Source organism: Paraburkholderia sp. CNPSo 3272, assembly GCF_024206495.1.
In the GTDB taxonomy this organism is placed as follows: domain Bacteria; phylum Pseudomonadota; class Gammaproteobacteria; order Burkholderiales; family Burkholderiaceae; genus Paraburkholderia.
Genome location: NZ_JAMBPQ010000016.1, coordinates 56,131 through 80,552, shown reverse-complemented (window position 1 = coordinate 80,552; position 24,422 = coordinate 56,131). Strand labels below are relative to the sequence as shown.

23 protein-coding genes are annotated in these 24,422 nt (G+C 62.6%); 17 read left to right on the top strand and 6 right to left on the bottom strand.

The window, feature by feature from the left end:
• The first annotated feature begins 48 nt into the window (after positions 1 to 48).
• Both tatB and tatC read left to right on the top strand, forming a co-directional pair.
• Positions 49 to 609 (top strand): Sec-independent protein translocase protein TatB, encoded by a 561-nt coding sequence (gene tatB / locus M3I53_RS20375; RefSeq protein ID WP_254317682.1) that lies wholly within the window; start codon positions 49 to 51, stop codon positions 607 to 609.
• Between the two features lie 45 nt (positions 610 to 654).
• Positions 655 to 1,437, top strand: a complete 783-nt coding sequence (gene tatC, locus M3I53_RS20370) for a twin-arginine translocase subunit TatC (RefSeq protein WP_110388460.1) — start codon at positions 655 to 657, stop codon at positions 1,435 to 1,437.
• Between the two features lie 129 nt (positions 1,438 to 1,566).
• On the opposite strand, the gene M3I53_RS20365 is transcribed toward tatC, so the two are convergent.
• Complete coding sequence (locus tag M3I53_RS20365; RefSeq protein WP_028206584.1) at positions 1,567 to 2,784, bottom strand: Do family serine endopeptidase; 1,218 nt, start codon at positions 2,782 to 2,784, stop codon at positions 1,567 to 1,569.
• Positions 2,785 to 2,803: 19 nt separating this feature from the next.
• Here M3I53_RS20365 and M3I53_RS20360 point away from each other — a divergent pair, with 19 nt between their 5' ends.
• The 11 genes from M3I53_RS20360 (at position 2,804) to M3I53_RS20310 (ending at position 13,441) form a co-directional block, all read left to right on the top strand.
• Entirely contained in the window at positions 2,804 to 3,550 is a 747-nt protein-coding gene (locus tag M3I53_RS20360) for a Nif3-like dinuclear metal center hexameric protein (RefSeq protein WP_254317681.1), read from the top strand.
• A gap of 236 nt (positions 3,551 to 3,786) precedes the next feature.
• On the top strand, positions 3,787 to 4,407 hold the full coding sequence (gene petA / locus M3I53_RS20355; RefSeq protein WP_254317733.1) for a ubiquinol-cytochrome c reductase iron-sulfur subunit: 621 nt from the start codon (positions 3,787 to 3,789) through the stop codon (positions 4,405 to 4,407).
• Complete coding sequence (locus tag M3I53_RS20350; RefSeq protein WP_254317680.1) at positions 4,407 to 5,795, top strand: cytochrome bc complex cytochrome b subunit; 1,389 nt, start codon at positions 4,407 to 4,409, stop codon at positions 5,793 to 5,795. The genes petA and M3I53_RS20350 overlap by 1 nt, the downstream gene beginning before the upstream one ends.
• Positions 5,796 to 5,849: 54 nt before the next feature.
• Positions 5,850 to 6,614, top strand: coding sequence for a cytochrome c1 (locus tag M3I53_RS20345; protein WP_375542560.1), 765 nt, complete (start codon positions 5,850 to 5,852; stop codon positions 6,612 to 6,614).
• 114 nt (positions 6,615 to 6,728) lie between these two features.
• Positions 6,729 to 7,340, top strand: coding sequence for a glutathione S-transferase N-terminal domain-containing protein (locus M3I53_RS20340; protein ID WP_027797364.1), 612 nt, complete (start codon positions 6,729 to 6,731; stop codon positions 7,338 to 7,340).
• 79 nt (positions 7,341 to 7,419) lie between these two features.
• A complete protein-coding gene (locus tag M3I53_RS20335) occupies positions 7,420 to 7,926 on the top strand; it encodes a ClpXP protease specificity-enhancing factor (RefSeq protein WP_254317678.1) in 507 nt (168 codons plus the stop codon).
• Positions 7,927 to 8,100: 174 nt separating this feature from the next.
• Positions 8,101 to 8,397, top strand: a complete 297-nt coding sequence (locus tag M3I53_RS20330) for a hypothetical protein (RefSeq protein ID WP_254317677.1) — start codon at positions 8,101 to 8,103, stop codon at positions 8,395 to 8,397.
• 8 nt (positions 8,398 to 8,405) lie between these two features.
• Positions 8,406 to 9,590, top strand: coding sequence for a tyrosine-type recombinase/integrase (locus M3I53_RS20325; protein ID WP_254317676.1), 1,185 nt, complete (start codon positions 8,406 to 8,408; stop codon positions 9,588 to 9,590).
• Positions 9,587 to 11,083 carry a tyrosine-type recombinase/integrase gene (locus M3I53_RS20320; RefSeq protein ID WP_254317675.1) on the top strand — a complete coding sequence of 499 codons (1,497 nt, stop codon included), beginning with the start codon at positions 9,587 to 9,589 and terminating at the stop codon, positions 11,081 to 11,083. The genes M3I53_RS20325 and M3I53_RS20320 overlap by 4 nt, the downstream gene beginning before the upstream one ends.
• On the top strand, positions 11,076 to 12,977 hold the full coding sequence (locus tag M3I53_RS20315; protein ID WP_254317674.1) for a hypothetical protein: 1,902 nt from the start codon (positions 11,076 to 11,078) through the stop codon (positions 12,975 to 12,977). Before M3I53_RS20320 ends, M3I53_RS20315 begins: the two co-directional genes overlap by 8 nt.
• Positions 12,974 to 13,441: a hypothetical protein gene (locus M3I53_RS20310; protein ID WP_254317673.1), complete on the top strand. Its 468-nt coding sequence runs from the start codon at positions 12,974 to 12,976 to the stop codon at positions 13,439 to 13,441. The genes M3I53_RS20315 and M3I53_RS20310 overlap by 4 nt, the downstream gene beginning before the upstream one ends.
• Before the next feature lie 583 nt (positions 13,442 to 14,024).
• Here the strand turns inward: M3I53_RS20310 and M3I53_RS20305 are convergent.
• Together M3I53_RS20305 and M3I53_RS20300 are read right to left on the bottom strand one after the other, a co-directional pair.
• Entirely contained in the window at positions 14,025 to 14,975 is a 951-nt protein-coding gene (locus tag M3I53_RS20305; RefSeq protein WP_254317672.1) for a cation diffusion facilitator family transporter, read from the bottom strand.
• 69 nt (positions 14,976 to 15,044) lie between these two features.
• Complete coding sequence (locus M3I53_RS20300; RefSeq protein WP_254317671.1) at positions 15,045 to 17,825, bottom strand: Eco57I restriction-modification methylase domain-containing protein; 2,781 nt, start codon at positions 17,823 to 17,825, stop codon at positions 15,045 to 15,047.
• 244 nt (positions 17,826 to 18,069) lie between these two features.
• On the opposite strand from M3I53_RS20300, the gene M3I53_RS20295 reads away from it, so the two are divergent.
• Entirely contained in the window at positions 18,070 to 19,218 is a 1,149-nt protein-coding gene (locus M3I53_RS20295) for a class I SAM-dependent methyltransferase (protein WP_254317670.1), read from the top strand.
• Positions 19,219 to 19,340: 122 nt separating this feature from the next.
• Here the strand turns inward: M3I53_RS20295 and M3I53_RS20290 are convergent, their stop codons facing one another.
• Complete coding sequence (locus tag M3I53_RS20290) at positions 19,341 to 19,661, bottom strand: DNA-binding protein (protein WP_254317669.1); 321 nt, start codon at positions 19,659 to 19,661, stop codon at positions 19,341 to 19,343.
• Between the two features lie 376 nt (positions 19,662 to 20,037).
• Between M3I53_RS20290 and M3I53_RS20285 the strand changes: the two genes are divergently transcribed.
• A complete protein-coding gene (locus tag M3I53_RS20285; RefSeq protein ID WP_254317668.1) occupies positions 20,038 to 20,901 on the top strand; it encodes an SAM-dependent methyltransferase in 864 nt (287 codons plus the stop codon).
• Between the two features lie 19 nt (positions 20,902 to 20,920).
• Here the strand turns inward: M3I53_RS20285 and M3I53_RS20280 are convergent, their stop codons facing one another.
• Together M3I53_RS20280 and M3I53_RS20275 are read right to left on the bottom strand one after the other, a co-directional pair.
• A complete protein-coding gene (locus M3I53_RS20280) occupies positions 20,921 to 21,490 on the bottom strand; it encodes a DUF1415 domain-containing protein (protein WP_254317667.1) in 570 nt (189 codons plus the stop codon).
• Positions 21,491 to 21,509: 19 nt separating this feature from the next.
• Complete coding sequence (locus tag M3I53_RS20275) at positions 21,510 to 22,151, bottom strand: TetR/AcrR family transcriptional regulator (RefSeq protein WP_254317666.1); 642 nt, start codon at positions 22,149 to 22,151, stop codon at positions 21,510 to 21,512.
• A gap of 174 nt (positions 22,152 to 22,325) precedes the next feature.
• Between M3I53_RS20275 and M3I53_RS20270 the strand changes: the two genes are divergently transcribed.
• Together M3I53_RS20270 and M3I53_RS20265 are read left to right on the top strand one after the other, a co-directional pair.
• Positions 22,326 to 23,609, top strand: coding sequence for an MFS transporter (locus M3I53_RS20270; RefSeq protein WP_254317665.1), 1,284 nt, complete (start codon positions 22,326 to 22,328; stop codon positions 23,607 to 23,609).
• 151 nt (positions 23,610 to 23,760) lie between these two features.
• Entirely contained in the window at positions 23,761 to 24,363 is a 603-nt protein-coding gene (locus tag M3I53_RS20265) for a nitroreductase family protein (protein WP_254317664.1), read from the top strand.
• The last annotated feature ends 59 nt before the right edge of the window (positions 24,364 to 24,422 follow it).

The following is a 24,422-nucleotide window of genomic DNA, read 5'->3' as shown; positions in this document are numbered from 1 at the left end:
CCCGCTCGTTTCCACTAAGGCAGCCAAGGCTGACGGAAAACTCCATTCATGCTCGATCTCGGTTTAACCAAGATGGCGCTGATCGGCGTCGTCGCGCTGGTCGTTCTCGGGCCGGAGCGGTTGCCGCGCGTCGCACGCACGGCCGGCGCGCTGTTCGGGCGCGCGCAGCGCTATATCAACGACGTCAAGGCGGAAGTCACGCGCGAGATCGAACTCGACGAGTTGCGCCGCATGAAGACCGAGTTCGAAGCCGCGGCGCAGAACGTCGAGAAGAACGTTCAGGACAATCTGCGCAAGCATGAATCGGAGTTGAACGACGCGTGGAGCGCGGGCACGTCGGTGTCGCCGAGCATCGCAGGCGGGGCGGATCCGGCCAGCCTGGAAGGCGCTGCGGCCAATGCGATAGAGGGCGTCGCGACGCAATCGGGTTGGCGTTCCGGCAACGCGGGCGCAAGCGGCGCGAAACGCAAGAACTGGCGCGTGAAGCAGAGCGCCTCGCCGGTCTGGTACAAACGCGCCACGCTGCGCCGCACGCGGGTCCAATCGGGCGCTGCGCGCGTGGCGCAGCACACGCCGGCGAGCCTGCGCCGGCCCACGCGGTTCTTCTGAGGCGGATCCGCCTTTGCGCACGACCATTTCCAATAGAGGGCCGGTGTGAGCGACCCCCAGCAAAAACTGGAAGAAGGTTCCGAAGAAACCTTCATTTCCCATCTCGTCGAGCTGCGCGACCGTATCATTCGCGCAGGCATTGCCGTGATCGTCGTGTTCGTCGGGCTCGTCTACTGGGCGCCCGACATATTCCGGCTGCTTGCACGTCCGCTCATGCAGAACCTGCCGCGCGACGGCAAGATGATCGTGACCGACGTGACCGGCTCGTTCTTCGTGCCCATGAAGGTCACGATGCTCGTGGCCTTCGTGATCGCGCTGCCGGTCGTGCTCTACCAGATTTGGGCGTTCGTCGCCCCAGGTCTCTACCAGCACGAAAAGAAGCTCGTCGCGCCGCTCGTGGCCAGCAGCTACACGCTCTTCCTGTGCGGCATGGCGTTCGCGTACTTTGTGGTGTTCCCGACCATCTTCCGCGTGATGGCGCACTACAACGCGCCGCTCGGTGCGGAGATGACGACCGACATCGACAATTACCTGAGCTTCGTACTCACCATGTTCATCGCCTTCGGCGTGACCTTCGAGGTGCCGATCATCGTCGTGCTGCTCGTGCGCATGGGCGTGGTCACCGTGAAGAAGCTCAAGCAAATCCGACCCTACGTGATCGTCGGCGCCTTCATCGTCGCGGCCGTGGTGACGCCGCCGGACGTGTTCTCGCAGCTCATTCTCGCGCTGCCGCTCATCCTCCTCTACGAGGCGGGCATCATCGCGGCGCGTATCTTCATCGGCACGGGCGAGAAGAAGCCCGCGGACGAGAGTCAGGCGGCGAGCTAGCCCAGCTGGCTTGGCGGAGAAAAGCCGCAGAAAAGCAGAAGGCCGCGAACCCCGGTTCGCGGCCTTTTCGTTTTCCGGTTGCGAGTCCGGCCGCGGGCAGGGCGCGATGCACCGCCTGCGGTCGTGACATCAACCGCCGTCGTCGTCGCCTTCGCCGTCTTCCTGAGCCGGCTGCTTCGGCGGCGGCGGGCGCTTGCCGATCAGCACGTCCAGATCCATGTCCTTGTTCTTGCGCACGAGGTGGATCTTCGCGTCGGTGCCCGGCTTGATCTGCGCGATGACGTTCAGGAGGCGCGTGGTGTCGGTGATGGCCTCACCGTTCACCGAGGTCAGCACGTCGCCCGGCTTGATGCCGGCCTTGTCGGCGGGGCCGCCCTGCAGCACGCCCGCGACGATCGCTCCCGACTTCTCCTTCAGACCGAACGAGTCGGCGATCTCGGGCGTCACGTCCTGTGGCTCGACGCCGATCCAGCCACGCGTGACCGAGCCCGAAGTGATGATGCTCTCCAGCACGCTGCGCGCCGTGGAGACTGGAATTGCGAAGCCGATGCCGAGCGAGCCGCCTGAGCGCGAGTAGATGGCTGTGTTGATGCCGAGCAGGTTGCCGTTCACGTCGACGAGCGCGCCGCCGGAGTTGCCCGGATTGATCGGCGCATCGGTCTGAATGAAATTCTCGAACGTGTTGATGCCGAGGTGGTTGCGGCCCAGCGCACTGATGATGCCCATGGTGACCGTCTGGCCCACGCCGAACGGGTTGCCGATGGCGAGCACGACGTCGCCCACGCGCGTCTGGTCCATGCGCCCGAGCGTGATGGTGGGCAGGTTCGGCAGATTGATCTTGAGCACCGCGAGATCGGTTTCCGGGTCGATGCCGATCACCTTGGCGTTGGTGGTGCGGCCGTCGGAAAGCGCGATTTCGATCTGGTCCGCGCCGTCGATTACGTGCTGGTTCGTTAGAATGTAACCGTCCGGACTGACAATTACGCCCGAACCGAGGTTGGCGGCAGGCTGTTCCTGCTGCTTCTGGTTTTTGTTGCGATCGCCGAAGAAGTAGCGAAATAGCGGATCGTTCTGGCGAGGATCGGGCGGCAGCGACCCATCCTTGCTCGAGAACACGTTGACGACTGCGGGCATAGCCTTCTGGGCGGCGTCCGCATAGGAGCCCTGGGCGGCGCCTCCACCGATACCTGGCGCCACTTCCCGCAGTGCGACGATCGGTTCGGCAAGCTGCTTGCCGAACTGCCCCTGGTGCTGCAGCCACTGCGGTTTGAGCGTGGCGATGATGAACATCAACGCCAGCAGGACCGTCACCGCCTGGGCGAAGAACAGCCAAAAGCGTCTAAGCATCTGAAGATTAGAGGATTATATGGATCGGATCGAACTGGAATTGTATCTGAACAATCTTCTGGAATCCGCGCGGTTCAAGGACTACTGCCCCAATGGCCTGCAGGTCGAAGGGCGGCGGCGCGTGGAGAAGATCGCCACGGGCGTGACCGCCTCGCTCGCTTTCCTCGAAGCCGCGCTCGAGTGGGGCGCCGACGCGGTGCTCGTGCATCACGGTTACTTCTGGAAGAACGAAGCGCCGCAAATCACGGGCCGCAAGTACCGGCGCCTGAAGACGCTGCTCGCGAACGACATAAACCTGTTCGCCTACCATCTGCCGCTCGACAGCCATCCCGAGCTGGGCAATAACGCGCAGTTGGGTGCGAGGTTCGGCTGGATCGGCGAACAACGCTTCGGTGAGCAGGATCTTGGCTGGATGGCCACGCTGCCCATGCCCATCACGCTCGCGCACTTTACCGCCGAGGTCGAGCAGACGCTCGGACGCACGCCGCTCGTGCTCGGCGATCCCGACTGGCAGCTGCGCCGCGTGGCCTGGTGCACGGGCGCGGCGCAAAGTCTCTTCGACGCGGCAATCGACGCCGGCGCCGACGTCTTCCTCACCGGCGAGATCTCCGAGCCGACCACTCATACCTCTGTGGAAAGCGGCGTCGCGTTCCTCGCCGCGGGCCACCACGCCACCGAGCGCTACGGCGTGCAGGCGGTGGGCGCGCACCTCTCGGAAGCCTTCGACATCGAGCATCTTTTCATCGATATCGACAATCCCGTTTGACTGGTATTCGGCGCTAATTGTCGTGGCGCAGCATCGTTTTATTCATAAGGCATTTACAAACTGAAAAGAAAGTGGCCCTCTTTTCTGCGGGAAAACCCCGAGATATCAAGGACTTCCGAGGCTTTTTCGAGAACGCCCCTTGTAAATGCCAACTCCATTCGAGCAAACTAGCGTTCGGCAGCACCGCGGGTAAGCTGGCGTGACGGAAAAATCCAACTCAGAAGTGGGGCGATGTGATGCGAGACAACGAGAATGACCGCGTCGATGGCAGCCGCCGAACCTGGCTGATTGCGACGTCCGTAGCAGGTGGCATTGGAGGCGTGGCCACTGTCGTACCTTTCGTAGGTTCCTTTGCACCATCCGAAAAAGCCCGTGCCGCGGGCGCGCCCGTCGAAGCCGATATCACGAATCTGCAGCCCGGCTCGATGATGACCGTTGCCTGGCGCGGCAAGCCCGTGTGGATCCTGAACCGCACGGATCGCATGATGGCCGACGTGAAGAAGGCCGATCCCGAGCTGGCCGACCCGAACTCCGAACATCCGTTCTCGATGCCGATGCCCGAGTACTGCATGAACGAATTCCGTTCGCGCGCCGAGCATCAGAACATTCTCGTGGCGGTGGCCGTCTGCACCCATCTGGGCTGCACGCCGACGCCGCGCTTCCAGGAAGGCCCGCAGCCGAACCTGCCCGACAGCTGGCCGGGCGGCTTCCTGTGCCCGTGCCATGGCTCCACCTACGATCTCTCCGGCCGCGTGTTCAAGAACAAGCCGGCGCCGCAAAACCTCGACATTCCCCGCTACATGTTCGCGTCGCCGACGCAGATCGTGATCGGCAAGGACGAAAAAGGAGAAGCGTAATGGCGACGGGAACCGAAAAGGATGTGGTGGAGACGGCCGGCCTGCAAGGCTGGATCGACAAGCGCTTTCCGATGACGGCGAGCTGGCGCGCTCACGCTTCCGAGTACTACGCGCCAAAGAACTTCAACTTCTGGTACTTCTTCGGTTCGCTCGCGCTGCTCGTGCTGGTCAACCAGATCATCACCGGCATTTTCCTCACCATGAACTACAAGCCCGATGCGACGCTCGCGTTCGCGTCGGTCGAGTACATCATGCGCGAGGTGCCGTGGGGCTGGCTGATTCGCTACATGCACTCCACGGGCGCTTCGATGTTCTTCGTGGTCGTGTACCTGCACATGTTCCGCGGGCTGCTGTACGGCTCGTACCGCAAGCCGCGCGAGCTCGTGTGGATCTTCGGCTGCGCGATCTTCCTCTGCCTGATGGCCGAGGCGTTCTTCGGCTACCTGTTGCCATGGGGCCAGATGTCGTTCTGGGGCGCGCAGGTGATCGTGAACCTGTTCTCGGCGATTCCCTTCATCGGCCCGGACCTCTCGCTGTGGATTCGCGGCGACTACGTGGTTTCGGACGTTACGCTGAACCGCTTCTTCGCGTTCCACGTGATCGCCATTCCGCTGGTGCTGGTCGGGCTCGTGATCTGTCACATCATCGCGCTGCACGAAGTGGGCTCGAACAACCCGGACGGCATCGAGATCAAGGCGAAGAAGGACGCGAACGGCGTGCCGCTCGACGGCATCCCGTTCCATCCGTACTACTCGGTGCACGACTTCATGGGCGTGTGCATCTTCCTGATGATTTTCGCGGCGATCGTGTTCTTCGCGCCGGAGATGGGCGGCTACTTCCTCGAGTCGAACAACTTCGTACCGGCCAACCCGCTGCAGACGCCGCCCGAAATCGCGCCGGTCTGGTACTTCACGGCGTTCTACGCAATGCTGCGCGCCACCACCGACCCGTTCAAGATCGTGTTGATGATCGTGATCGCGCTGCTCGGGCTGCTCGCGCTCGTACGCGCCCGCGGCAAATGGCGCGCCGGGCTGCCGGTGCTGGCGGTGCTCGTGATCCTCGCGATGTACTTCACCGAGTCGAAGTTCTGGGGCGTGGTGGTGATGGGCACGGCGGTGATCTCGCTCTTCTTCCTGCCGTGGCTCGACCGCTCGCCGGTGAAGTCGATCCGCTACCGGCCCTTCTTCCATAAGGTCTTTCTCGGCATCTTCGTGCTGGCATTCCTGACGCTCGCGTTCCTCGGCACGAAGCCGCCATCGCCAGCGGCCACGCTGATCGCCCAGATCTGCGCGCTCGTCTACTTCGCTTTCTTCCTCGGCATGCCGTTCTGGACGCCGCTTGGCACTTTCAAGCAGCCGCCCGAGCGCGTACGGTTCAAGCCCCATTAATTGACGAGCGAGGAAGATATGACGAAACGTTCTCTTTTTTCGACGCTCGCGACGATGAGCGTAGGGGTTGCCGGCGTCCGGGCCGGCTTGGCCGCGCTGGCGCTCTCATGCGCCTTCGGGGTCGGGTCTGTCGCAGCACAGGAAAACATTCCGCTCGACCGCGCTCCCGATAACGGCGAAAATCTTGCTTCGCTGCAACACGGCGCCAAATTGTTTGTAAACTATTGTCTGAATTGCCATAGCGCCAACTTGATGCGCTACAGCCGGTTGCAGGTTCTCGGCATTCCGCGGCAGCAAATCGAAGATAATCTGTTGTTTACGACCGACAAGGTCGGCAACACGATGTCCATCGCGATGCGCCCGGACGACGCGAAGGCGTGGTTCGGCGTGGCGCCGCCTGATCTCTCCGTGGAAGCGCGGGCGAAAGGGCGCGACTGGCTGTACACGTATCTGCGCAGCTTCTACCGCGACGACACACGGCCGACCGGCTGGAACAATCTGGTGTTCGAAAACGTGAGCATGCCGCACGTGCTGTGGCAGTTGCAGGGCATCCGCACGGCGAAGTTCGAGGACACGACGGACGAGGAAACCGGGGAAAAAGTCCGTCGCTTTGCCGGGTTTCAGCAGGTCACGCCCGGAACGCTTTCGCCGGTGGATTATGATGCCGACGTGGGCGACCTGGTGGCCTACCTCGGCTGGATGGCCGAACCCGAGCAGAAAACCCGCAGGCAGCTTGGCGTGTGGGTGCTCCTGTTCCTCGGCGTGTTGAGCTTTTTCGCGTGGCGATTGAACGCCGCGTACTGGAAAGATATCAAATAGGCACGTCCTGACCGACGTGGGGCCGGTGCGACGAGATGCCGTCTGACGGTTCAGGAACCGTTAGACGGTTTTTTCGCCCGCTGGCCTTTTGGGTTTATTGAGGAAATGTAAATCATGATGGTTCTGTACTCCGGCACTACCTGCCCGTTCTCCCAGCGCTGCCGGCTGGTGTTGTTCGAAAAGGGCATGGACTTCGAAATCCGCGACGTCGACCTGTTCAACAAACCGGAAGACATCGCCGTGATGAATCCGTACGGTCAGGTGCCGATTCTGGTCGAGCGCGACCTGATTCTGTACGAGTCGAACATCATCAACGAGTACATCGACGAGCGCTTCCCGCATCCGCAGCTGATGCCGGCCGACCCGGTCCAGCGCGCCCGCGCGCGTCTGTTCCTGCTCAACTTCGAGAAGGAACTGTTCGTGCACGTGAGCACGCTCGAAAACGAGAAGGGCAAGGCGGCCGAGAAGAACCACGAGAAGGCGCGCCTCGCGATCCGCGACCGCCTCACGCAGCTCGCGCCGATCTTCCTGAAGAACAAGTACATGCTGGGCGAAGAGTTCTCGATGCTCGACGTCGCCATCGCGCCGCTGCTGTGGCGCCTCGACCACTACGGCATCGAGCTGTCGAAGAATGCCGCGCCGCTCATGAAGTACGCCGAGCGCATTTTCAGCCGTCCGGCGTACATCGAGGCGCTGACGCCGTCTGAAAAGGTCATGCGTCGTTGAGCAGTACCCTGGCGGTCGCAGGTAACAGAGGCGGCGTGCACAGCGTGGGTGTGGATGCCGCCTCGCGAAAGGATTGTTGATGCAAGAGATTTCCACCAAGCCGTATTTGCTGCGCGCGCTGTACGAGTGGTGCACCGACAACGGCTTCACGCCGCATATCGCGGTGCGGGTCGACAACCGCACGCGGGTGCCGCGCCAGTTCGTGCGTGACGGCGAGATTGTGCTGAACATCAGCTTCGAGGCGACGAGCCAGCTGCAGATGGGCAATGAGATGATCGAGTTCCACGCGCGCTTCTCGGGCAAGTCGCACAAGATCGAGGTGCCGGTGTCGAACGTGCTCGCGATCTACGCGCGCGAGAACGGCCAGGGCATGGCGTTCCCGGTCGAGTCGCCGCCCGGCGATGCCGACGACGTGCTGTCCTCCGAGGACCACGAAGAAGCCGAAGCGCATGAGGCGCACGCAGTGCGCGACGAACCTGCCGAGGAACCCGCTGCACCGCTCGCGCCGGTCGCGACGCGCGCCGTCGACAAAGATGACGAAGGCGGCAACAAGGGCGGCAAGGGCCACCTCAAGATCATTAAATGAAGTAGAATAGCGGGCTACGCCGGCTTAGCTCATCTGGTAGAGCAGTTGATTTGAATGTGTACCAGTAGCTGCTGTTGCGTTTCCTACCCCTAGACGGTAGCATCCCTCCGTGGTTTTGCTTTTTCAGCCTATCTTTGATAGGCGAGTAGCAAGGAGGGGGTCCGGGGGAGGAAAATGCCTGTGGATAAGTCCCTGCTCTCGCATTGGCGGGAGGTTCCTGCAGTCGACGTGCTCACGGCACTCGCTGACCACGCAAAGCGGGATGTGTCCTACATCGCGCTCAAATCTCCTCTCTCTAGTCGATGGCATGCCCGCTATGGCAGCCGCGAGTTCGAACTTCTTCTGACCGGCCCAAAGTTCTGGGATACGCGCGAGCGCAAGGGCGGAGGCGGTGCCTTGGACCTTGCTATGCACCTCGCGCAGGTGAATTTCTCTGAGGCGGTTCGTCTGCTTCAAAGCCACGGCTTGTAGGGGCGGACATGAGCGTCGTCCCGACCAAAGCCAATCCACCTTACGTCGTCACATCGCCATCGTGCTTCGGCCGCCCCCGTTTCTGGTCAACGGTATGGACGTTAGCTAACGCTGGTAAAAAGTGGGCTGAAAACACGCAACTGACCCGGTTGCGGCACTTGGACAGGCTTTACCTGTACTGCGACAACAGATTCGGTGTCGAGGCACTCGATATCGCTCTTGGTGACGCAAATGCTTGGCTCGTTCATGTGATGGTCAACGACTTTTACGTCGAACTGACTTCGAACAAAGAGTACACGTTTGCTGACGTTCAATGCTGGGATGCCGTCCGAATGTTCATCCTTCACTTCGCGCGCCACTGGGCGGTTGCGAGCGAGGAGTGGCGTGCAGTTGTCTCGGCGTTGACCGGCACGGGTCGGATGCGTGAGCCCAAACGCGGTCGGCTTAAGTTCATTCGAGCGCTACCAGACGTTACCTTGACCGAGTTGCTGGCTGTAGCTGAGCCAGGTGCGAGCCGGAATCCCTTCGAGAGCTTCGCCATCCAGGTGCGCAATTGGTTGGTCGTGCTTCTTCTGCTTCTTTGCGGCCTGCGGCGCGGAGAGGCTCTCCTGCTGACGGTTGACTCGCTAAAGCACGACCTCGACCGACAGTCTGGCGAGGTCAAATACTGGCTGGACGTGACAACCACCGACGACGAAGACCGGCGCTCATCGAAGCCGGGTATCAAGACCTCCGACTCCCATCGCCAAGTTCCCATATCCGGAGACCTTGCCAGCCTTATCGAGATGTATGCAGCCGAGCATCGCCGCGACGACGGTGAGTCACGGTTCCTTCTTACGTCCGACGACGGCGTTGAGCTGTCAGCGGAGAGCGTGAATAAGTTGCTTGCACAGCTCTCCGCTGCAATCTTGCCGGCGGCCCTCCAACGATTCACCGAGCGAACCGGTGGCAAGAAACGCATCTCGGCGCACGACCTGCGCCATACGTGCGCGACCGTGAGATATGGGCTACTCATCGCAGCGGACCCCGACAGGGAGCTGGCCTTCCAGCGCATGAGGGCCTTCTTCGGTTGGGCAATCGAATCCGATATGCCGGCTGTGTATGCGCGAGCCGCAATCGAAGACGACCTGATGAAGTCGTGGAGCGATGTATTCGACAAACGCGTGGGTGTTCTGCGAGGGGTAGCCGCATGAGTGGACGCAAGCGTAAAGAAGCCATCCGCGCACCCACGCGTGATGTTCCCGGCGTCTTGAACTGGGCGTGGCCGACCTCTCCTCGAATCTTTACGGTCTACGACAAATACGCGGATATGGAGGCTGTGCTGGTGGCGGGGGCCGAAGTGTGGACCCTGTCGGTGCAGGGGAGAGAGCAAGTGTTCCGGTTCCCCTCAGAAGCGGAGCGCGGATTGCAGCAGAAGTTGGTGATGCTTACGCAGGTCGAGCGGTCTCCTTCCTCCGTGTACAAGTTCACGCGCTCGCTTCTGTTGAACTGGACACTTTACGTCCACCTTCTCGAGGAAGGGCCTTTGCGTGTTCAGGAGTGCTGGGACGACTGCGTGCACGATATCGACACGGCGAAAGCTGCCAAGACCATTCTCAGGCTCGCAATTAGCTCGTCCCTGGGTGATTGGGGGACGCGTTACGGGGATTTGGTCAAAGGGCTGGATACGAGGGCGAATGCAATCGTTGCGGCTCAACGCGGAAAGATTCGGCGGCGCGAGTCACTTGTCAGCATTGCGCGACAGGCGGAGCTTGTTAGAGTCCTGGACACTCGTGGACTGGAGCCCGCGTTACTTGAGCAGCAAGCTGAAGGCTTGGCGGCGTTGGCGCTTGCGTTCCAACATGGAATGCGGCCGGTCCAGATGCTGTCCATCAAGCTGGAGCATGTTCATAGCCTGGTAGATGCGTCAGGCGACCCAATCTGCCTTGTGTCCTTCCATCAGGCAAAACAAAAGGACGGGAACACTGTTAACGGGGAGATGGTGCGCCAAGTAAACCCGGAATGGGCGCGGCCAGTGGTCTTGCTGCTCGAATATGCAAAGAGCGCTGGGCGAACGCGTTTGTTCTCATCTGAAAACAGCGAGGACCTCTGGTCAAAAGTTAAGAACGCCTGCTCAGCGGTTGATGCCAAAGTCGACTTCAATATCAGCAAGCTTAGGCATTCTTCGGCACAGGCCTTGGCCGATGCCGGACACAGCCGCAAGAGCATTCAATGGTTCTTGGGGCACGCGAACGACAACGCGGCAAGCTCATACGTCAAAGCAAGCCGCCTTCAGGGAAACCTCATTAACGAGGCGCTTGGGGCGTCAAAGCTCTACGACAGTATGGTGTCGATGGCGTTCGGAGAGTTCGTGACGGTGGAAGAACTCAGCCGAGTCGACGAAGCCGAACAAATCGGCGGAATCATAGGCGACACGCTTGTCGCCGGTATTGGACGCTGCCGCACCAGGCAAAGTGCATGCAGCTATGACCCCGTCATCTCCTGCTACGGGTGTCACAAGTACATTCCTGCATTGAATCCCGCTGCACACATGGAAGCGATAGCAGGCATGCGTGAGCAAGTCCTCGTATTCGTGAAAGCTGGCGATGAAACGAGCGCGACATACCTTCAAATGAGGAAAGCTCTCGCTGGCGCACAAAGAGCGCTGGAGGACTCCCGGCGGATTCTCGGAGGCGCGCGTGGCTAAGCTCCCCTTTCCGCAAAAATCAGCGAGTGAGCCACCTTCCACCTATGCCGACTTCATTGCTCGGATGCGTCGCTTTGTAGAGTCAAAAGGCGTCACGTGGGCGATTCTCGTAGCTAAGGACGGTAGCGTTTCCGAGGAAGCCGACTGGGACCTTCGTATGCTGACCGGCAGCCACTCGCGATTCGCCTCGCGTACGAATGGCTTCGCGATTGATTGGGAAGCGCGTGAAGCCGCCGTCGAAGCTGGATGGGCTGCTGCCCATATGCCGGAAGGGCAGGTGCTGAGTCACGACACCCAAGAGTTCATCAAGGCAGTCATCGCATGCCGCTGCAGGCAGCACATTGTGCCAAGGAGCGTTCGGCACGAGGCATCCGTCTGGCGCACATTCTTCTCGCTTGTGAACAAGGCTCCGTGGGACCTGAACTCGGACGACTTCAATCGATTCATGGCCCTAAGGGAATGGAGCGATAAGGCTGTGGCCGCTATTAGCGTTCTCGCGAATGAGATAAACGAGAACATGCTGTCTGAAAACGTGCCCGTCGGAACTGAGGTGCGCGTGAAGGCTGCGAAGCGCCTGCAAACCTACTTGGACGACCGCCGTGACTCAGAAAAGCTGCCGGACCCGAAATCGCTGCATGAACTGGTTCGTATCGTATTCCAAGAGACTCCGGTCGGGCACCAAGACCGCATTCGTTTCTACGCCCTTCGCTTGCTTCTCTTTACCGGGCTACGGTTTAACGAGGTTCTGATGCTCCCGGCTGACTGCCTGTCCTGGGAGGACCACGTTGATGTTGTAACCGGCCAAAATGCTGGCGAAATCGGCGGAGTCGGTCGCACGCTTTGGTTGCGCTACTTTGGCGAGAAGCGGGACGAGGGACGACCGGACGTTCTAGTCGAAGACCGCCAGTTCGTGCCAGAACAATTCCAGCGCATCATCATTGAGGCCGTCGAAGGCGCGTTGGCAGCTACAGCCTCCCTACGTGCTGCATTGAAGCGTAACCCTCAGGGTGGTCGCCGGTTTAAGACCGCGGGCGGCGATGAGCTTGGTGTGTTAGACCTCCTGTTTCTCGTCCTACACGGCGGGACAGGGGAGCTGCCTGCGGTCATCCCCGGCGGTGAGGTCATTGAGGTCGTAGCCGAGTCCTCCTTCTACGCGTTCCTGACCAGTCGGAACAATCGGAGGAACACTATCTTTACGCGATACGGGAATGGGCCTGACCTCGAAAGCCTGAGGATAAATCCGCACTCGTTGCGACATCTGATGAACACAGAGTTCTTCCGACTCAACATTCCAGATACGGTCATCACGCACCACTTCGGAAGGACGACAGTTGCACAAAGTCACAAATACGACCACAGAAGCCTGGGCGAGCAACTCTCCTTCGTCGAGTTGCCGAAAAGTGCCCAAGCCATCATTGCGCCGGGAAGCGTGCAAGAAACGGTGGCGAAGATGGTCCTGTCAGGCTTCGTTGGGCTTAGTCACGTTGCCGAATCCTTCAAAAAAATCCAGCAGGAGCACGGCGACGAGGCGGCGTTCACGTATTTGGCAGCGACGTCAGACGGATTCCACGTTACCCCTTACGGCTTCTGCACGACCAGCTTTGCAGTGAATCCTTGCGTGCGGCATCTGAAGTGCTTCCACAAATGCAAACGCTACGTCCCGAGCGGTCTGCCGGAACATCGCATCACATTGGAAGAGTTGCGCGGCAAGCTGTCCGTGATGCGAGAAAAGGCTGCGGCCAAACCGGCGAATTCGATTGGACGCAAGAACCAAATTGCTCATGCGGATGAGCTTCTTGCGGGCGTTGACGCCGCACTTAGTGCGCACCCTGGAACAATCGTATTTCCTGACGGAAAGGACTACTCTGAGCCAGAGGAGGACGTGTTTGCATGAAACCACGAGCCGACGACGATAACACTGAGCTTGCAGGCGTGCTGGACGCGCTGCTTGCTTCAGACGTTGACATTACGGTTCGCGAAGTTGCGAGGCGGCATCCTTCCCTGCGCAACGCGTCTGCGTTCACCCGAGACCCCGACCGAATGAGGTTGATTCAACATTCTCAGGCTCGGCAGCAGCACTTACGCACGACGCTCAATCCGCACGCAGAGCGTGCACTGACACTCTCTGAGAAGCTTGACGTGAAGTCAGGACACGCCACCGAGCTTGAGGCTCAAGTGCGCGCGTTAGTGACGTCTCACGCGGCCTGCATCCAGGCGGTTATGGTGGCGGGTGGGATGGCTGCGCTCGAACGATTCTGGAAAGAGTATCGAGAGGTCGGAGAAAAGCTGCGCGAGGTCAGCGCTTATCCAGACGCTGCCGATGTGGTTGAGTTCCGAAAAGGGAAGCCCGCGCCGTAGTCCGTCGGTATTGTTTGCACGGCCCCTTCCGGTGGCCGAAATTTAAAACGATGGGCTATAATTGTCTGCTGTGCCGGATTAGCTCAGTTGGTAGAGCAACCGCCTTGAATTTACGAGTGCCCTATCGGAAACGGTGGGAGTAGAACCCCTCAAACTCGGGGAAAGCTAAGGTCCGAAAGGACTATGCCAATCCCGAGCCAAGCTTGCTAGCGCAAGAAGGTGTAGAGACTAGACGGGGGGAGCCTAAAGCGTCAGCCATGGCTAAGGGATAGTCCAGACCACAAACGGAAGGCGACGAAAGTCGTAGTGGTAAGGTAAGCGGTAGGTCGTCTGTTCGAGTCAGACATTCGGCACCAGAATACTCTGGCAATCGCAACACCACGCGATTGTCTAAGCAACAACCAAAGATTACAGTCCCGCGCCGCAAGGGTTCGAAACGCAACACCCTCAAGGTACGCATTTTGACTGGTAATCATCAGGTGGCGGGTTCGAGTCCTGCAGCCGGCACCATACAAAAGACAAAGGGTTACGTGATATCTCACGTAACCCTTTGTGCTTTCTGCGGCCGCCCGCCCCAGATTCCTCACTCCGCCCATTCCGGATCGCTCGTGAACATGATCGTGAGCCAGCGGTGCGATTCGTCCCCGCCGATGGCGCGGCCGATCTCATCGCGGATCGCATCCCATTCGGCGATGCGCTTGGCTGGCATACCAGGCGGCACGACGAAATACAGTTCGATCTCGCGGGAGCGGCCCACTTTCGCGACATAAGCGCGGTAATACTCAAAGGCGTAGCGCTCGACGAAGCGTTTCGCGACGGCATCGACATGCTGCTTGAGATCCGCGGGCGCCACGAGCAGCACGTCCAGCAGGGCCTGGCGGATTTCCGCGAGCGGAATCGGAATGATCACCACGCACACCGCCACGAGCGCCGCCGGGTCGACGTAAGGGGTGAAGCGCTCCCACGCCGTTCCCTGAATCGCATAGCCGACGCTGAAGGCGACGAGGAGCGCAGCCGTGATACCCGCGGACATGATCCACGACTTGATGTCGAGGCGCACGAAATCCGAGTGGATCCGGCGGTTCGCGCGCGCTTCGAACACCGCCATCGCCACGCACGCGCTCACGGTGAGCACTGCGTAGACGAGGGCAGGACCGAAGTGCAGCTCGTGGCCGCCGGAGAGCAGGTTGGTGACGCCATTGATCAGCGCGTAGACGGCCACGCCCACGAGCAGCATGCTGTTGAGCCCGAGCACCATGGGTTCGAGATGCCAGAAACCCATGGTGAAGCGCTCGCGCCATTTGCGCGGCAGGTCGACGTTGACCGCGTAGGAGGTGATCAGGCGCACGACGGCGAGCGCGAGCGCGCTCATGCTCGCGTCGACGAGCGAATAGACGCCGTCGAACACGATCGAAAACGAGCCGGAGATCAGCCCGAACAGAATGCCGATGAGGGCGATCACCAACGTCGTGGCGATCGATAGCGTCAGGACGCTGCTCTCGTCGGAAGCACTGAAGAAGCGAAGCCGTTCCATGATGTCTGCCCTGCACGAGGATGAGCAAGACTAGCCGACTCGCCGGCACGCCGTCGCCGCGCTGCGCGCTCAGCTGGTGTCGCGCGCCCGCGAGCCGGCGCGGCCTTCCACGAGGTCGATCTCCTGTGGCGACAGCCCAAATGCCGCATAGAGGCGTCGATCGATCTCGCGCGCGATGTCGTCCACCTCAGCGGCGTCGCATCCGGCCTGGCCCGCGCGCAGCAACCGGGTCACGCAGTCGGCGACTTCGCCGCGCACCAAGGCGCAGCCCGGGACGGGCAACGCGTCGATCATCGCTGTCGTGAACGCCACGCCGCCGTTGTAGCTCGACGCGCCGTACTTCGCGCGGATCAGGAACACCGAGAGCGGGCAATTGAGCAAAGCCGCCGCGAACTTCAGCAGGTTCTCGTCGTCCGAGCGCAGGATCAGCGTCGTCTTGCCAGGGATCGTGTCGCCTGCGAGATCGAGCGTCGCGTCGAGTCGTGTGAGGCCTTTCACGATCACCTTTTTAGCGTTGGCTTTCGCGCCGTAGCCGTTCCCGAACGTCGACGCGAAGCGCTCGCGCTCGACCACGGGGGCGTCGTAGCGTCGCCCGAGATAGGTCATCGGCTTGCTGCCCCAGCGCGAGACGTAGCGCCCGAGCGTGCCGGTGTTGACCACGCGGTAGTGATGCTCTGGCTGGAAGCGGCCTTCGGCCGCTTCGACGAGAGGCGCGAGCCGGTAGGCGTCCGACGTCGCGCATGCGTTTTCGCAAGGCAGCAGCGAACCGAGTGTCGCGTGCGCCCGGGCGAACCGCTGCACGAACGCGGCGTGCGGCGAGAGCAATGCATCGAGCGGCCATGGCGTCGCGAGCGTGCCTTTGTCGGTTTGCGCAAGCTCGGTGAGCGTCTCGCCATCGATGCGCGCGGTCGCGATGGCGGGCGTGCCGGACTCGCGAAAGAGGGTGATGATCGAATCCACGCGCGCCTGCTCGAATACGTCGGGCCCGAGCCTGACGATGCGTTCGATCTTGTCCAGATGCCGGGTGCGCAACGCATCGCCGAAGGGCTTCGAGAGCCACTTGTCGGGCGTGAGATACGCCATCGCGCCGCCCGGCCTCAGGAGCGCGAGGCCCAGCTCCATGAACACGATGTAGAGGTCCCAGTTGCCCCGCGCGCTCGGCCAGCGCCGCGTCAGCCGCTCGCGCAGCGAGCGCTGGCCCTGGTTGATCATGCGCTCGGAGTCGATATAGGGCGGGTTCGCGATAACGGCGTCGAAGCGCTCGAAGTCACCTTCGTCGGTGAGCAGCTCGGCGAATTCGATGCGCCATTCGAACGCCGCGGCGTCTTCGGGAGGCGTTTCGGCCTGGTTCTTCGCGAGGGCGTTGTGCAACGCTTCGCGCAGTTGTTCGTATCGAGCGATTTCGGCGCGCCTTGCGTCGGGTGTGGCTGTCGCCCGCAGTCTTGCCGCGCTCGCGCGATAGTTCGCGACTGGGTCAGCGTAGCCGCGCAGGGGCGTATCGAAGGCGAAACGGCTGAGCGTCGCGTTGCCTGCCTTGAGGCTGGTCTCCAGGTTCGGCAGCGAAGCGGTGAAATCCGCGTGTTCGAGCAGTTCGATCCACAGCCGCAGGCGCGCCATGCCGACCGAATCCGCGTCGATATCCACACCGAAAAGCGAGCGCTCGACGATGTCCCGCTTGCCGCGAAAGAGCGCGGCTTCGATCTCGCGGATGGTCGTGCCATCGCGCTCGCGGCTGAGCGGTTCGCCATTCGCGTGCGTGACGCAAAGCCGGTCCGCGGTGACGCCGATGCGGCAAGCGCCGAGCGCTTCGCGGTCCTGCGCGTTCAACAAACCGAGGCGCACTTTCAGGGCCAGCAACTCGTTGAGCGCCGAAACGAGCAGATGGCCCGAGCCGACGGCGGGATCGCAGATGCGCAGCGAGTCCAGAATCGCGCGCGCTTCGTCGCGGTTTTCGATCGATTCACCGATCAGTTCGGATAGCTGATCGATGTTCGTGCAGTGCCAGCCCCTGGCGCGGTTCAGGCGATTGAGCGCCGCCTGCGTGATGGCGGGACGGGCGAGCTGCATCGCGACGCTGCCAGGCGTGTACCACGCGCCGTCGCGGTAGCCGTTGAGCTTTTCGAAGACGAGCCCGAGCGAGGAGGCGTCGAGGCAACGCCTGTTCGCCGCAGTTGGCGCTTGCGCGGCCAAATCGGCGGAGAAGTCGAACGCCGCGAGAAAATCGAGCAGATACGCGAGCGTGTTCCGTTCGCCGCTCGCAGGGGGGAGCACGGTCGCCGTGAAAAGCGGCAGTGTGGCGTGATCGTCTAGCGCGCTCATGCGGAGCAGGCTTCGGTCCAGGCCTTGCGGGGCGAAAAGCGAACCGTCGAAGCGGGGAAGGTGAGCGAAGCGAGCCGGCGGCGTGTCGTCACCAGCGCCTAGTACGGCGTCGCACAGCGCGTCGAGATCGCTGAACGAGCGGAGGCGCCGGGCGTCCAGGAACGTGTAGGTCGCATCGCCGCCATGCAGCGTCAGCAGACGCGTTTCGAGCACCTTGAGAAAAACGATGCGGCTGATCCATGCGATGCAAAGCCGCAGCGCGAGTTCGAAGTGGTCGGCCTGGGGCCCGTCGCTCTGGCTCTCGCCGTCGCGGGCGGCGAGGCGCGACAGCGCGAGTTCGATCAGCGCGCCGCGCAAGCGCTCGTGCGGTGCGAGTCGTGCGACGGTGCGCCTTGCGCCGGAGACGCTCTCCCGCAACCCCACGATATGCAGCAGTTCGGCGTAAAAGCCATCGTCGAGCCCACCACCGGCGCTGGCGCGGCGCGTGCGCGGTTTGCGCGCGCGGCGTTTCTGCTGGGTGGTCGCTGGCATGGTCTCGTGCGGGTGGGCTTGGTCCGGCGGGGCGCGGTCGGCGCCCATTTTACTGCGGGGCGTGCGCGTTTCGTCCTACGCCGTCTGGCCGAGTCGACGCGCCTGCCCGTCTGAGCGATCATCGTTGCGAAGGCGATGTGACGGAACGCGCCGCATCGCTCTGCTATATGATGGCGCCCCACGGCGCCCACCTGCGGGCAAGCTACGAATCGACGAACTCGCCCGCCGCACCGAATATCCGACTATGACCGAACATCCCACTCTCACCTGGCCCGACACCGAAGGCCCGCGCACGGTGCGCTGGCGCTCCGAGGCTGGCGTGCCGGCGCCCAAACGCGTAGTCATCGCCGACGATCACACGACTGCTGACGCCGCGTACCGTCTTGCCTGCGAAGGTACTGCGTTGCTGTGGCGCGGCGACTTTCAGAACGCGCGTCAACTGCTGCAGGCCATGGCGCGCCGCGGGGAGCGCAAACCCCGCAAGGCCGCGGCGCCCAAGGCGCCCGCTTCACCGCTCGAAGCGTTTCATCTGCATCGCCAGGCGCAGGCGCAGCGCGCCCGCACGCTCGGCATGGTGCTCATTCCCCTCGAAGGCGACTACGGCATCAACCTGCGCCGCGCACCCGACGTCCGGCTCGCGTGCGAAGAGGCGTGGGGCGCGCCTGATGGCGAAGCGTCCGCGGTGTCGCTGCGCGAAATTCTCGGTCTGGTCGGCGCGCACGAATGGCGCAAGAAGGGTGTCGAGATTGCGGCGTTGAACGGGGCGCGCATTCATCCGTACTACGGCGTGTTCTCGCCGGTGCGCGGCGAATACGTCGATCTCGTCGCGCGCACGGCGCTGCCGTCACTCGAAAAGGCCTTCGACATCGGCACGGGCACGGGCGTGCTCGCCGCCGTGCTCGCCTCGCGCGGCGTGAAGCGCGTGATCGCGACCGATCAGGACGCCCGCGCGCTGGCTTGCGCGAACGAGAACCTTGACCGCCTCGGCTACGCCGCGCAGGTCGAGGTCGTCGAGGCGGATCTGTTCCCGCAGGGGCGCGCGCCGCTCATTGTCTGCAATCCACCATGGGTGCCGTCGCGGCCCGCGTCGCCCATCGAGTACGCCGTGTTCGATCCCGAGAGCCGCATGCTGCGCGGCTTTCTCGACGGTCTCAAGGATCATCTCGAGCCGGGCGGCGAAGGGTGGTTGATTCTGTCCGATTTCGCGGAGCATCTCGGGCTGCGCACGCGCGAAGCGCTCGTGGAGATGATTGTGCAGGCCGGACTCGAAGTGGCGGGACGGGAGGACATTCGCCCGCGGCACCCGAAAGCAACGGATCCCACCGATCCGCTCTATCGCGCGCGCGCAGCCGAACTGACGTCGCTGTGGCGCCTCAAGCTGCGCGCAGAGTGAACCGGGGCGGGCGTAAGCGTTGGCAAAAAAGAAGAAGCCGGGCCGCTAACGGCCCGTGTGAGTGTCGAGTATCGGCGGCGGCCTGGATGCCACGCCGGACGTGCATCCGATTCACATCGGCTTCACCCCGGATAGGCCTCGTCGACCTTGAGGCCTGCCAGCTTGAAAATCACGCGCAGCGTTTGTGGCTTGATATCGCGGCGCGAAGCCAGCGCCGACATCACGAAATCGAGCACCTTCGCGTACTTCAGCAGAATCAGGCAGGTCTCGAGATCCGAAGGGCCGTCGCGCATGCTCTCCGCGACCCGCAGCATCTCCGCCGAGATGTCGCGCGCCATTTCCAGCTCCAGTTGCTGCTTTTCCGTCCAGTCGGGAACCGTGACGAGTTTCGTAAGCAGTTCCTGGAATTTTTGCTCTGCGTTTCCGTCAGGTATCGTATTCATTGCATGCCCCATGCAAGGCTGAACAGCGTCGCGCGCTCTTCGCGCAGCGAAGACTGCGCCAGCCTGATTCATCGCAACCGGCACTCCCGGTGCGACCTCCCAATGCGTGCCTGTCGATTCGTTGCCGACCGGTCGCGCTGCGTTTTGGTCCTTTTTCTTGGGCATCGGGGACAAAAATCCTCGTGTCTCTTCTATTCAACCCCTCCCTCCTGTCCGCACGTGGGTCAGCGTGCATGGACGCTATTACGACACGGGTCGCTCTTATGGGTTCGGCAGCCTCGACCAGCTTTTTTCGTAAAATGACAGAAATGCTCCAATCCATCTGTCGCCTGTCGCACGTTTCGCGACATACCACGCCTTTCATCTGACCACGCCGATGTCCAGCAAGACTTATGAAGTCCGTCCGAACCAGTCTGTCGAACTCCTCAAGGAGCTCCACATCCTGACGCGCGACGGCAAGATGAACCAGGACAGCCGCCGCAAGCTGAAGCAGGTCTATCACCTGTTCCAGTTCATCGAGCCGCTGCTCAAGGACCTCAAGGAGGATGGCCGCGACGTGACCCTCGTCGATCACGGTGCGGGCAAGTCCTATCTGGGCTTTATTCTCTACGACCTGTTCTTCAAGGATCAGCGCGACAGGTCACACATTTATGGCATCGAGACGCGCGACGAGCTTGTGCAGCACTCGCAGGAGCTGGCCAAACGGCTGGGCTTTGACGGGATGTCGTTCCTGAACCTGTCGGTCGCCGATTCGATCACCTCGCCGCAATTACCGCCGAGCGTCGATATCGTGACGGCGCTGCACGCCTGCGACACCGCCACCGACGACGCCCTGCGCTTCGCACTCAAGAAGCACGCGCGCTACATCGTGGTCGTGCCATGCTGCCAGGCTGAGGTGGCGGGGGTGCTGCGCCGCAACAAGGGCAAGTCGCTCGGCCAGGCGCTTGCGGAGATCTGGCGCCATCCGCTGCATACGCGCGAATTCGGCAGCCAGATCACCAATGTGCTGCGCTGTCTGCAGCTCGAGGCGCACGGCTATCAGGTGAGCGTGACGGAACTGGTGGGCTGGGAGCACTCGATGAAGAACGAACTCATCATCGCCCAGTACAAGGATTTGCCGCGCCGCCGTGCGGCGGCGCGACTCAACGAGATTCTCGATACGTTCGGGCTGGCGGACCTGCGCGAGCGCTTTTTCGCCGACGAGGGGGAAGCGGAGCCCGAAGCAGCAACCGAAAGCTGAACCGGCGGGCAGCGTGGCGTCAGTCGCGCCTGCTCATCCAGTCTTGCCAACCTTCGAAGCCGAGCTTGCGCAGCGTTTCCTGGTTGCGTTCGTAGATGTCGGCGGCGTCCGGGAATGCCTCGACTGCACGCTCGATGCTCGCTTCGCGCAGCAGGTGCAGGATCGGATACGGCGCGCGGTTCGTGTAGTTCTCGATGTCGTCGGGCTCGCTGCCCTCGAACTGGAATTGCGGGTGGAAGCTCGCGACCTGAAGGGTGCCTTCCAGCCGCAGCTGCTGCACGAGGCGCTCGGCAAACCACGTCGCATCGTTGAAATCGGCGAAATCCGCCAACGCGTGGGGCAGAATCAGGAGCGTCGTGTCGATCTGGTCGGCATGCGCCTGAGCCAGCATTTGCAGCTCGCGTTCGAGATCGATGAGGACACCTTCCAGATCGGTCGCCTCGCTGATCACATAGCGGATCTGGCTCTTCACATACACGCTTTTCGCGAACGGGCAGAGGTTCAGGCCGATCACGGCGCGCGTGAGCCAGTGGCGGGTCGCTTCGATAATGGCGGCGTGGTCGGGGGGCAGGGCAGCGGTTTCGTTCATCGTGACATTTTACGGGCCGCTAGCGCCGGGGACATGCCGCCTCGATCAACAGCTTTGCCATGCGCGGCGCGGCGAGAATCGCACCGCACCCAGGGCCGTATGTCTGGCTTGCGGCATAGATGCCTTCGACGAGCAGCGCGAGTTCCTCGGCTAGCGCGACCGGATCTTTGGCTCCCGCTTCCTGCGCGAGCGCGGTGAGCCGCGCCATGAGGCGCGTCTTGTTGTTGTCGACGCTGCGCCGTGCGGGGTGCGTGGCGTCGGGAAATTCGGTCGCGACGTTGACGAACGGACAGCCGCGATAGTCGGGCACCGAGGCGCGGCGCGCGAGGTCCTCGAAATACTGCACCAACTGCTTTGCCGGCTCCCCAGGGTGCTTCGCGAGACTTTCGTCGAAGCGCTCGAAAAAGCGCACGTCGCAGCGCTGCAGGTAGGCGACGACGAGATCGTCCTTCGACGAAAACTGCCGGTACAGGCTCATCTTGTTGACGCCGGCGCGCTCGACCACGGCCTCGATGCCGACCGCGCGCACGCCCTCGCGATAGAACAGCTCGTCGGCGGCGCGCAGCAGGTGCTCGTGCGCGCGCGCACCAGCCGTCTGCGTGCGGGGGCGGGGCGTGCGGGCAGCGGCGGTAGCGGTTTCGTCGTGGCCTTCGTGTTTCATGAGGGCATCTCGCGATCAGGGTGATTGCTTGACATGTTACCGAGCGGTAACTACTATCGCAACACACTTGTGACCGATCGGTAACAATCCAGCGATGGCGAATCGTCGCAGCGAGCGGTCATACCAACGAAAACATCGGCGTGTTGAACCCGGCGTGCCGTGACAGGAGCACCAATGGACTGGGCAGCGAGGCGAATAGGCGGACGTTTCCACTACGGATGGCTCGTCGTGGCGGTGGTGTTTCTGGTGTTGCTGGCGGCGGCCGGCACACGCGCTACGCCCAGCGTGATGATGGTGCCGCTCGAGCATCAGTTCGGCTGGAGCCGGGCGACGATCTCGCTCGCCATTTCGGTGAACATCGCGCTCTATGGCCTCATGGGCCCGTTCGCGGCGGCGGCCATGCAGCGCTTCGGCGTGCGGCCCACGCTGCTCGCGGCGCTCGGCACCATGGCGGCGGGCGTGGCGCTTTCCGCGCTGATGACGCATCCGTGGCAGATGATCCTGATTTGGGGCGTGATGGTGGGCGGCGCCACCGGCGTCGCGGCGCTCTCGCTCTCGGCTACCGTCGTCACGCGCTGGTTCCACTCGCACCGCGGGCTTGCCATGGGCATCCTCACCGCGAGCTCCGCCACGGGCCAGCTCGTGTTCCTGCCGCTCCTTGCGGCGATCGTGGAGAAACACGGCTGGCAGTCGGTGGTGCTCGTGGTCGCGGTGGCAGCCGCGGCGGTGCTGCCGCTCGTGCTGCTCCTGTTGCCCGAGCGGCCCGCGAGCGTGAATCTGCGCCCGTTCGGCGAGGACGAGAGCACGCCCGTCGCGCCGCCCGCGCCGCATCAGAATCCGCTGAAGATCGCGTTCGACGCGCTCTTCATGGCGAGCCGCACGCGCGACTTCTGGCTGCTCTTCTTCAGCTTCTTCATTTGCGGCGCGAGCACCAACGGTTATGTGGGCACGCACCTCATCGCCATGTGCGGCGACTACGGCATGACCGAAGTGCAGGGCGCCTCGCTGCTCGCGACGATGGGCATTTTCGACCTGTTCGGCACGACGCTCTCCGGCTGGCTCTCGGACCGTTTCAATAGCCGCTTGCTGCTCTTCTGGTACTACGGGCTGCGCGGACTTTCGCTGATCTATTTGCCGCACGCGTTCGGCATCGACTTCTTCGGGCTGCCGATTTTCGCGGTGTTCTACGGCCTCGACTGGATCGCCACGGTGCCGCCGACCGTGCGGCTCGCCACCGATGTCTTCGGCAAGGAGCGCGCGCCGATCGTGTTCGGCTGGGTGGTGGCGGGCCATCAGCTCGGCGCGGCATTCGCGGCGTTCGGCGCGGGCCTGCTGCGCTCGAGCCTCGGCACCTATACTGTGGCGTCGATGATCTCGGGCGGCCTGTGCCTCGTGGCGTCGTTCCTCGTGCTGCGCATCAACCGCGGGCCGCGCGCCTTGGGCGTGCAAACGGCCTGAGGAGGCCCCCGCGACTTCCACAGCGCCGCTTTCGGCGCACTGCGACGGGCGATGCGTGAGCGTCGCCCGTCGCGTTTGAGCGCAATTCACACGCTGCGGTTATTCTAGTGACCCCGGGCAAGCCGCCCGCCACCCCAAGGACACACAAGGCATGACGAAGCACAAACCCGCACCGACAGCCGTGCCCATTCACGAACTCATCGCCGGCCGCTGGAGCCCGCGCGCCTATTCGAGCGAGCCGGTGTGCCGCGAGGCGCTGCACGCGGTGATCGAGGCGGCGCGCTGGGCACCGTCGGGATACAACCTGCAGCCGTGGCGCTTTATCGTGTTTGACCGCAGCGCCGACGAAATCGCCTTCAAGCGCGCATTCGCGACGCTCGTGCCGTTCAACCAGCAGTGGAACGCGCCGGCGTCGGTGCTGATCGCGGTGACGGCACACACGCTCAACGCAAAGGGCGAAGTGAATCGCACGGCACAATACGATGCGGGCGCCGCAGCCATGTCGCTCGTGCTCCAGGCGCATGCGCTGGGTCTCGCGGCGCACCAGATGAGCGGCTTCGACGTGCAGGCGTTCCGCAAGGAATTCGCGCTGCCGAACGACGTGGAACCTCTCTCGATCATCTCCATCGGCCACTATGGCGAAGCGGAGAAGCTGGAGCCCGTGTTGCGCGACCGTGAAAAGGCGGAACGTACGCGCTCGGCGATGGGCGAGATCGCCTACGCGAACGCCTGGAAGCAGCCGTTCAAGGGCTGAGGCGGGCGAAGTCCCGCGCCCATGAGGGGTAGCGAGATTTAGCGAAAACGCGCGGCATG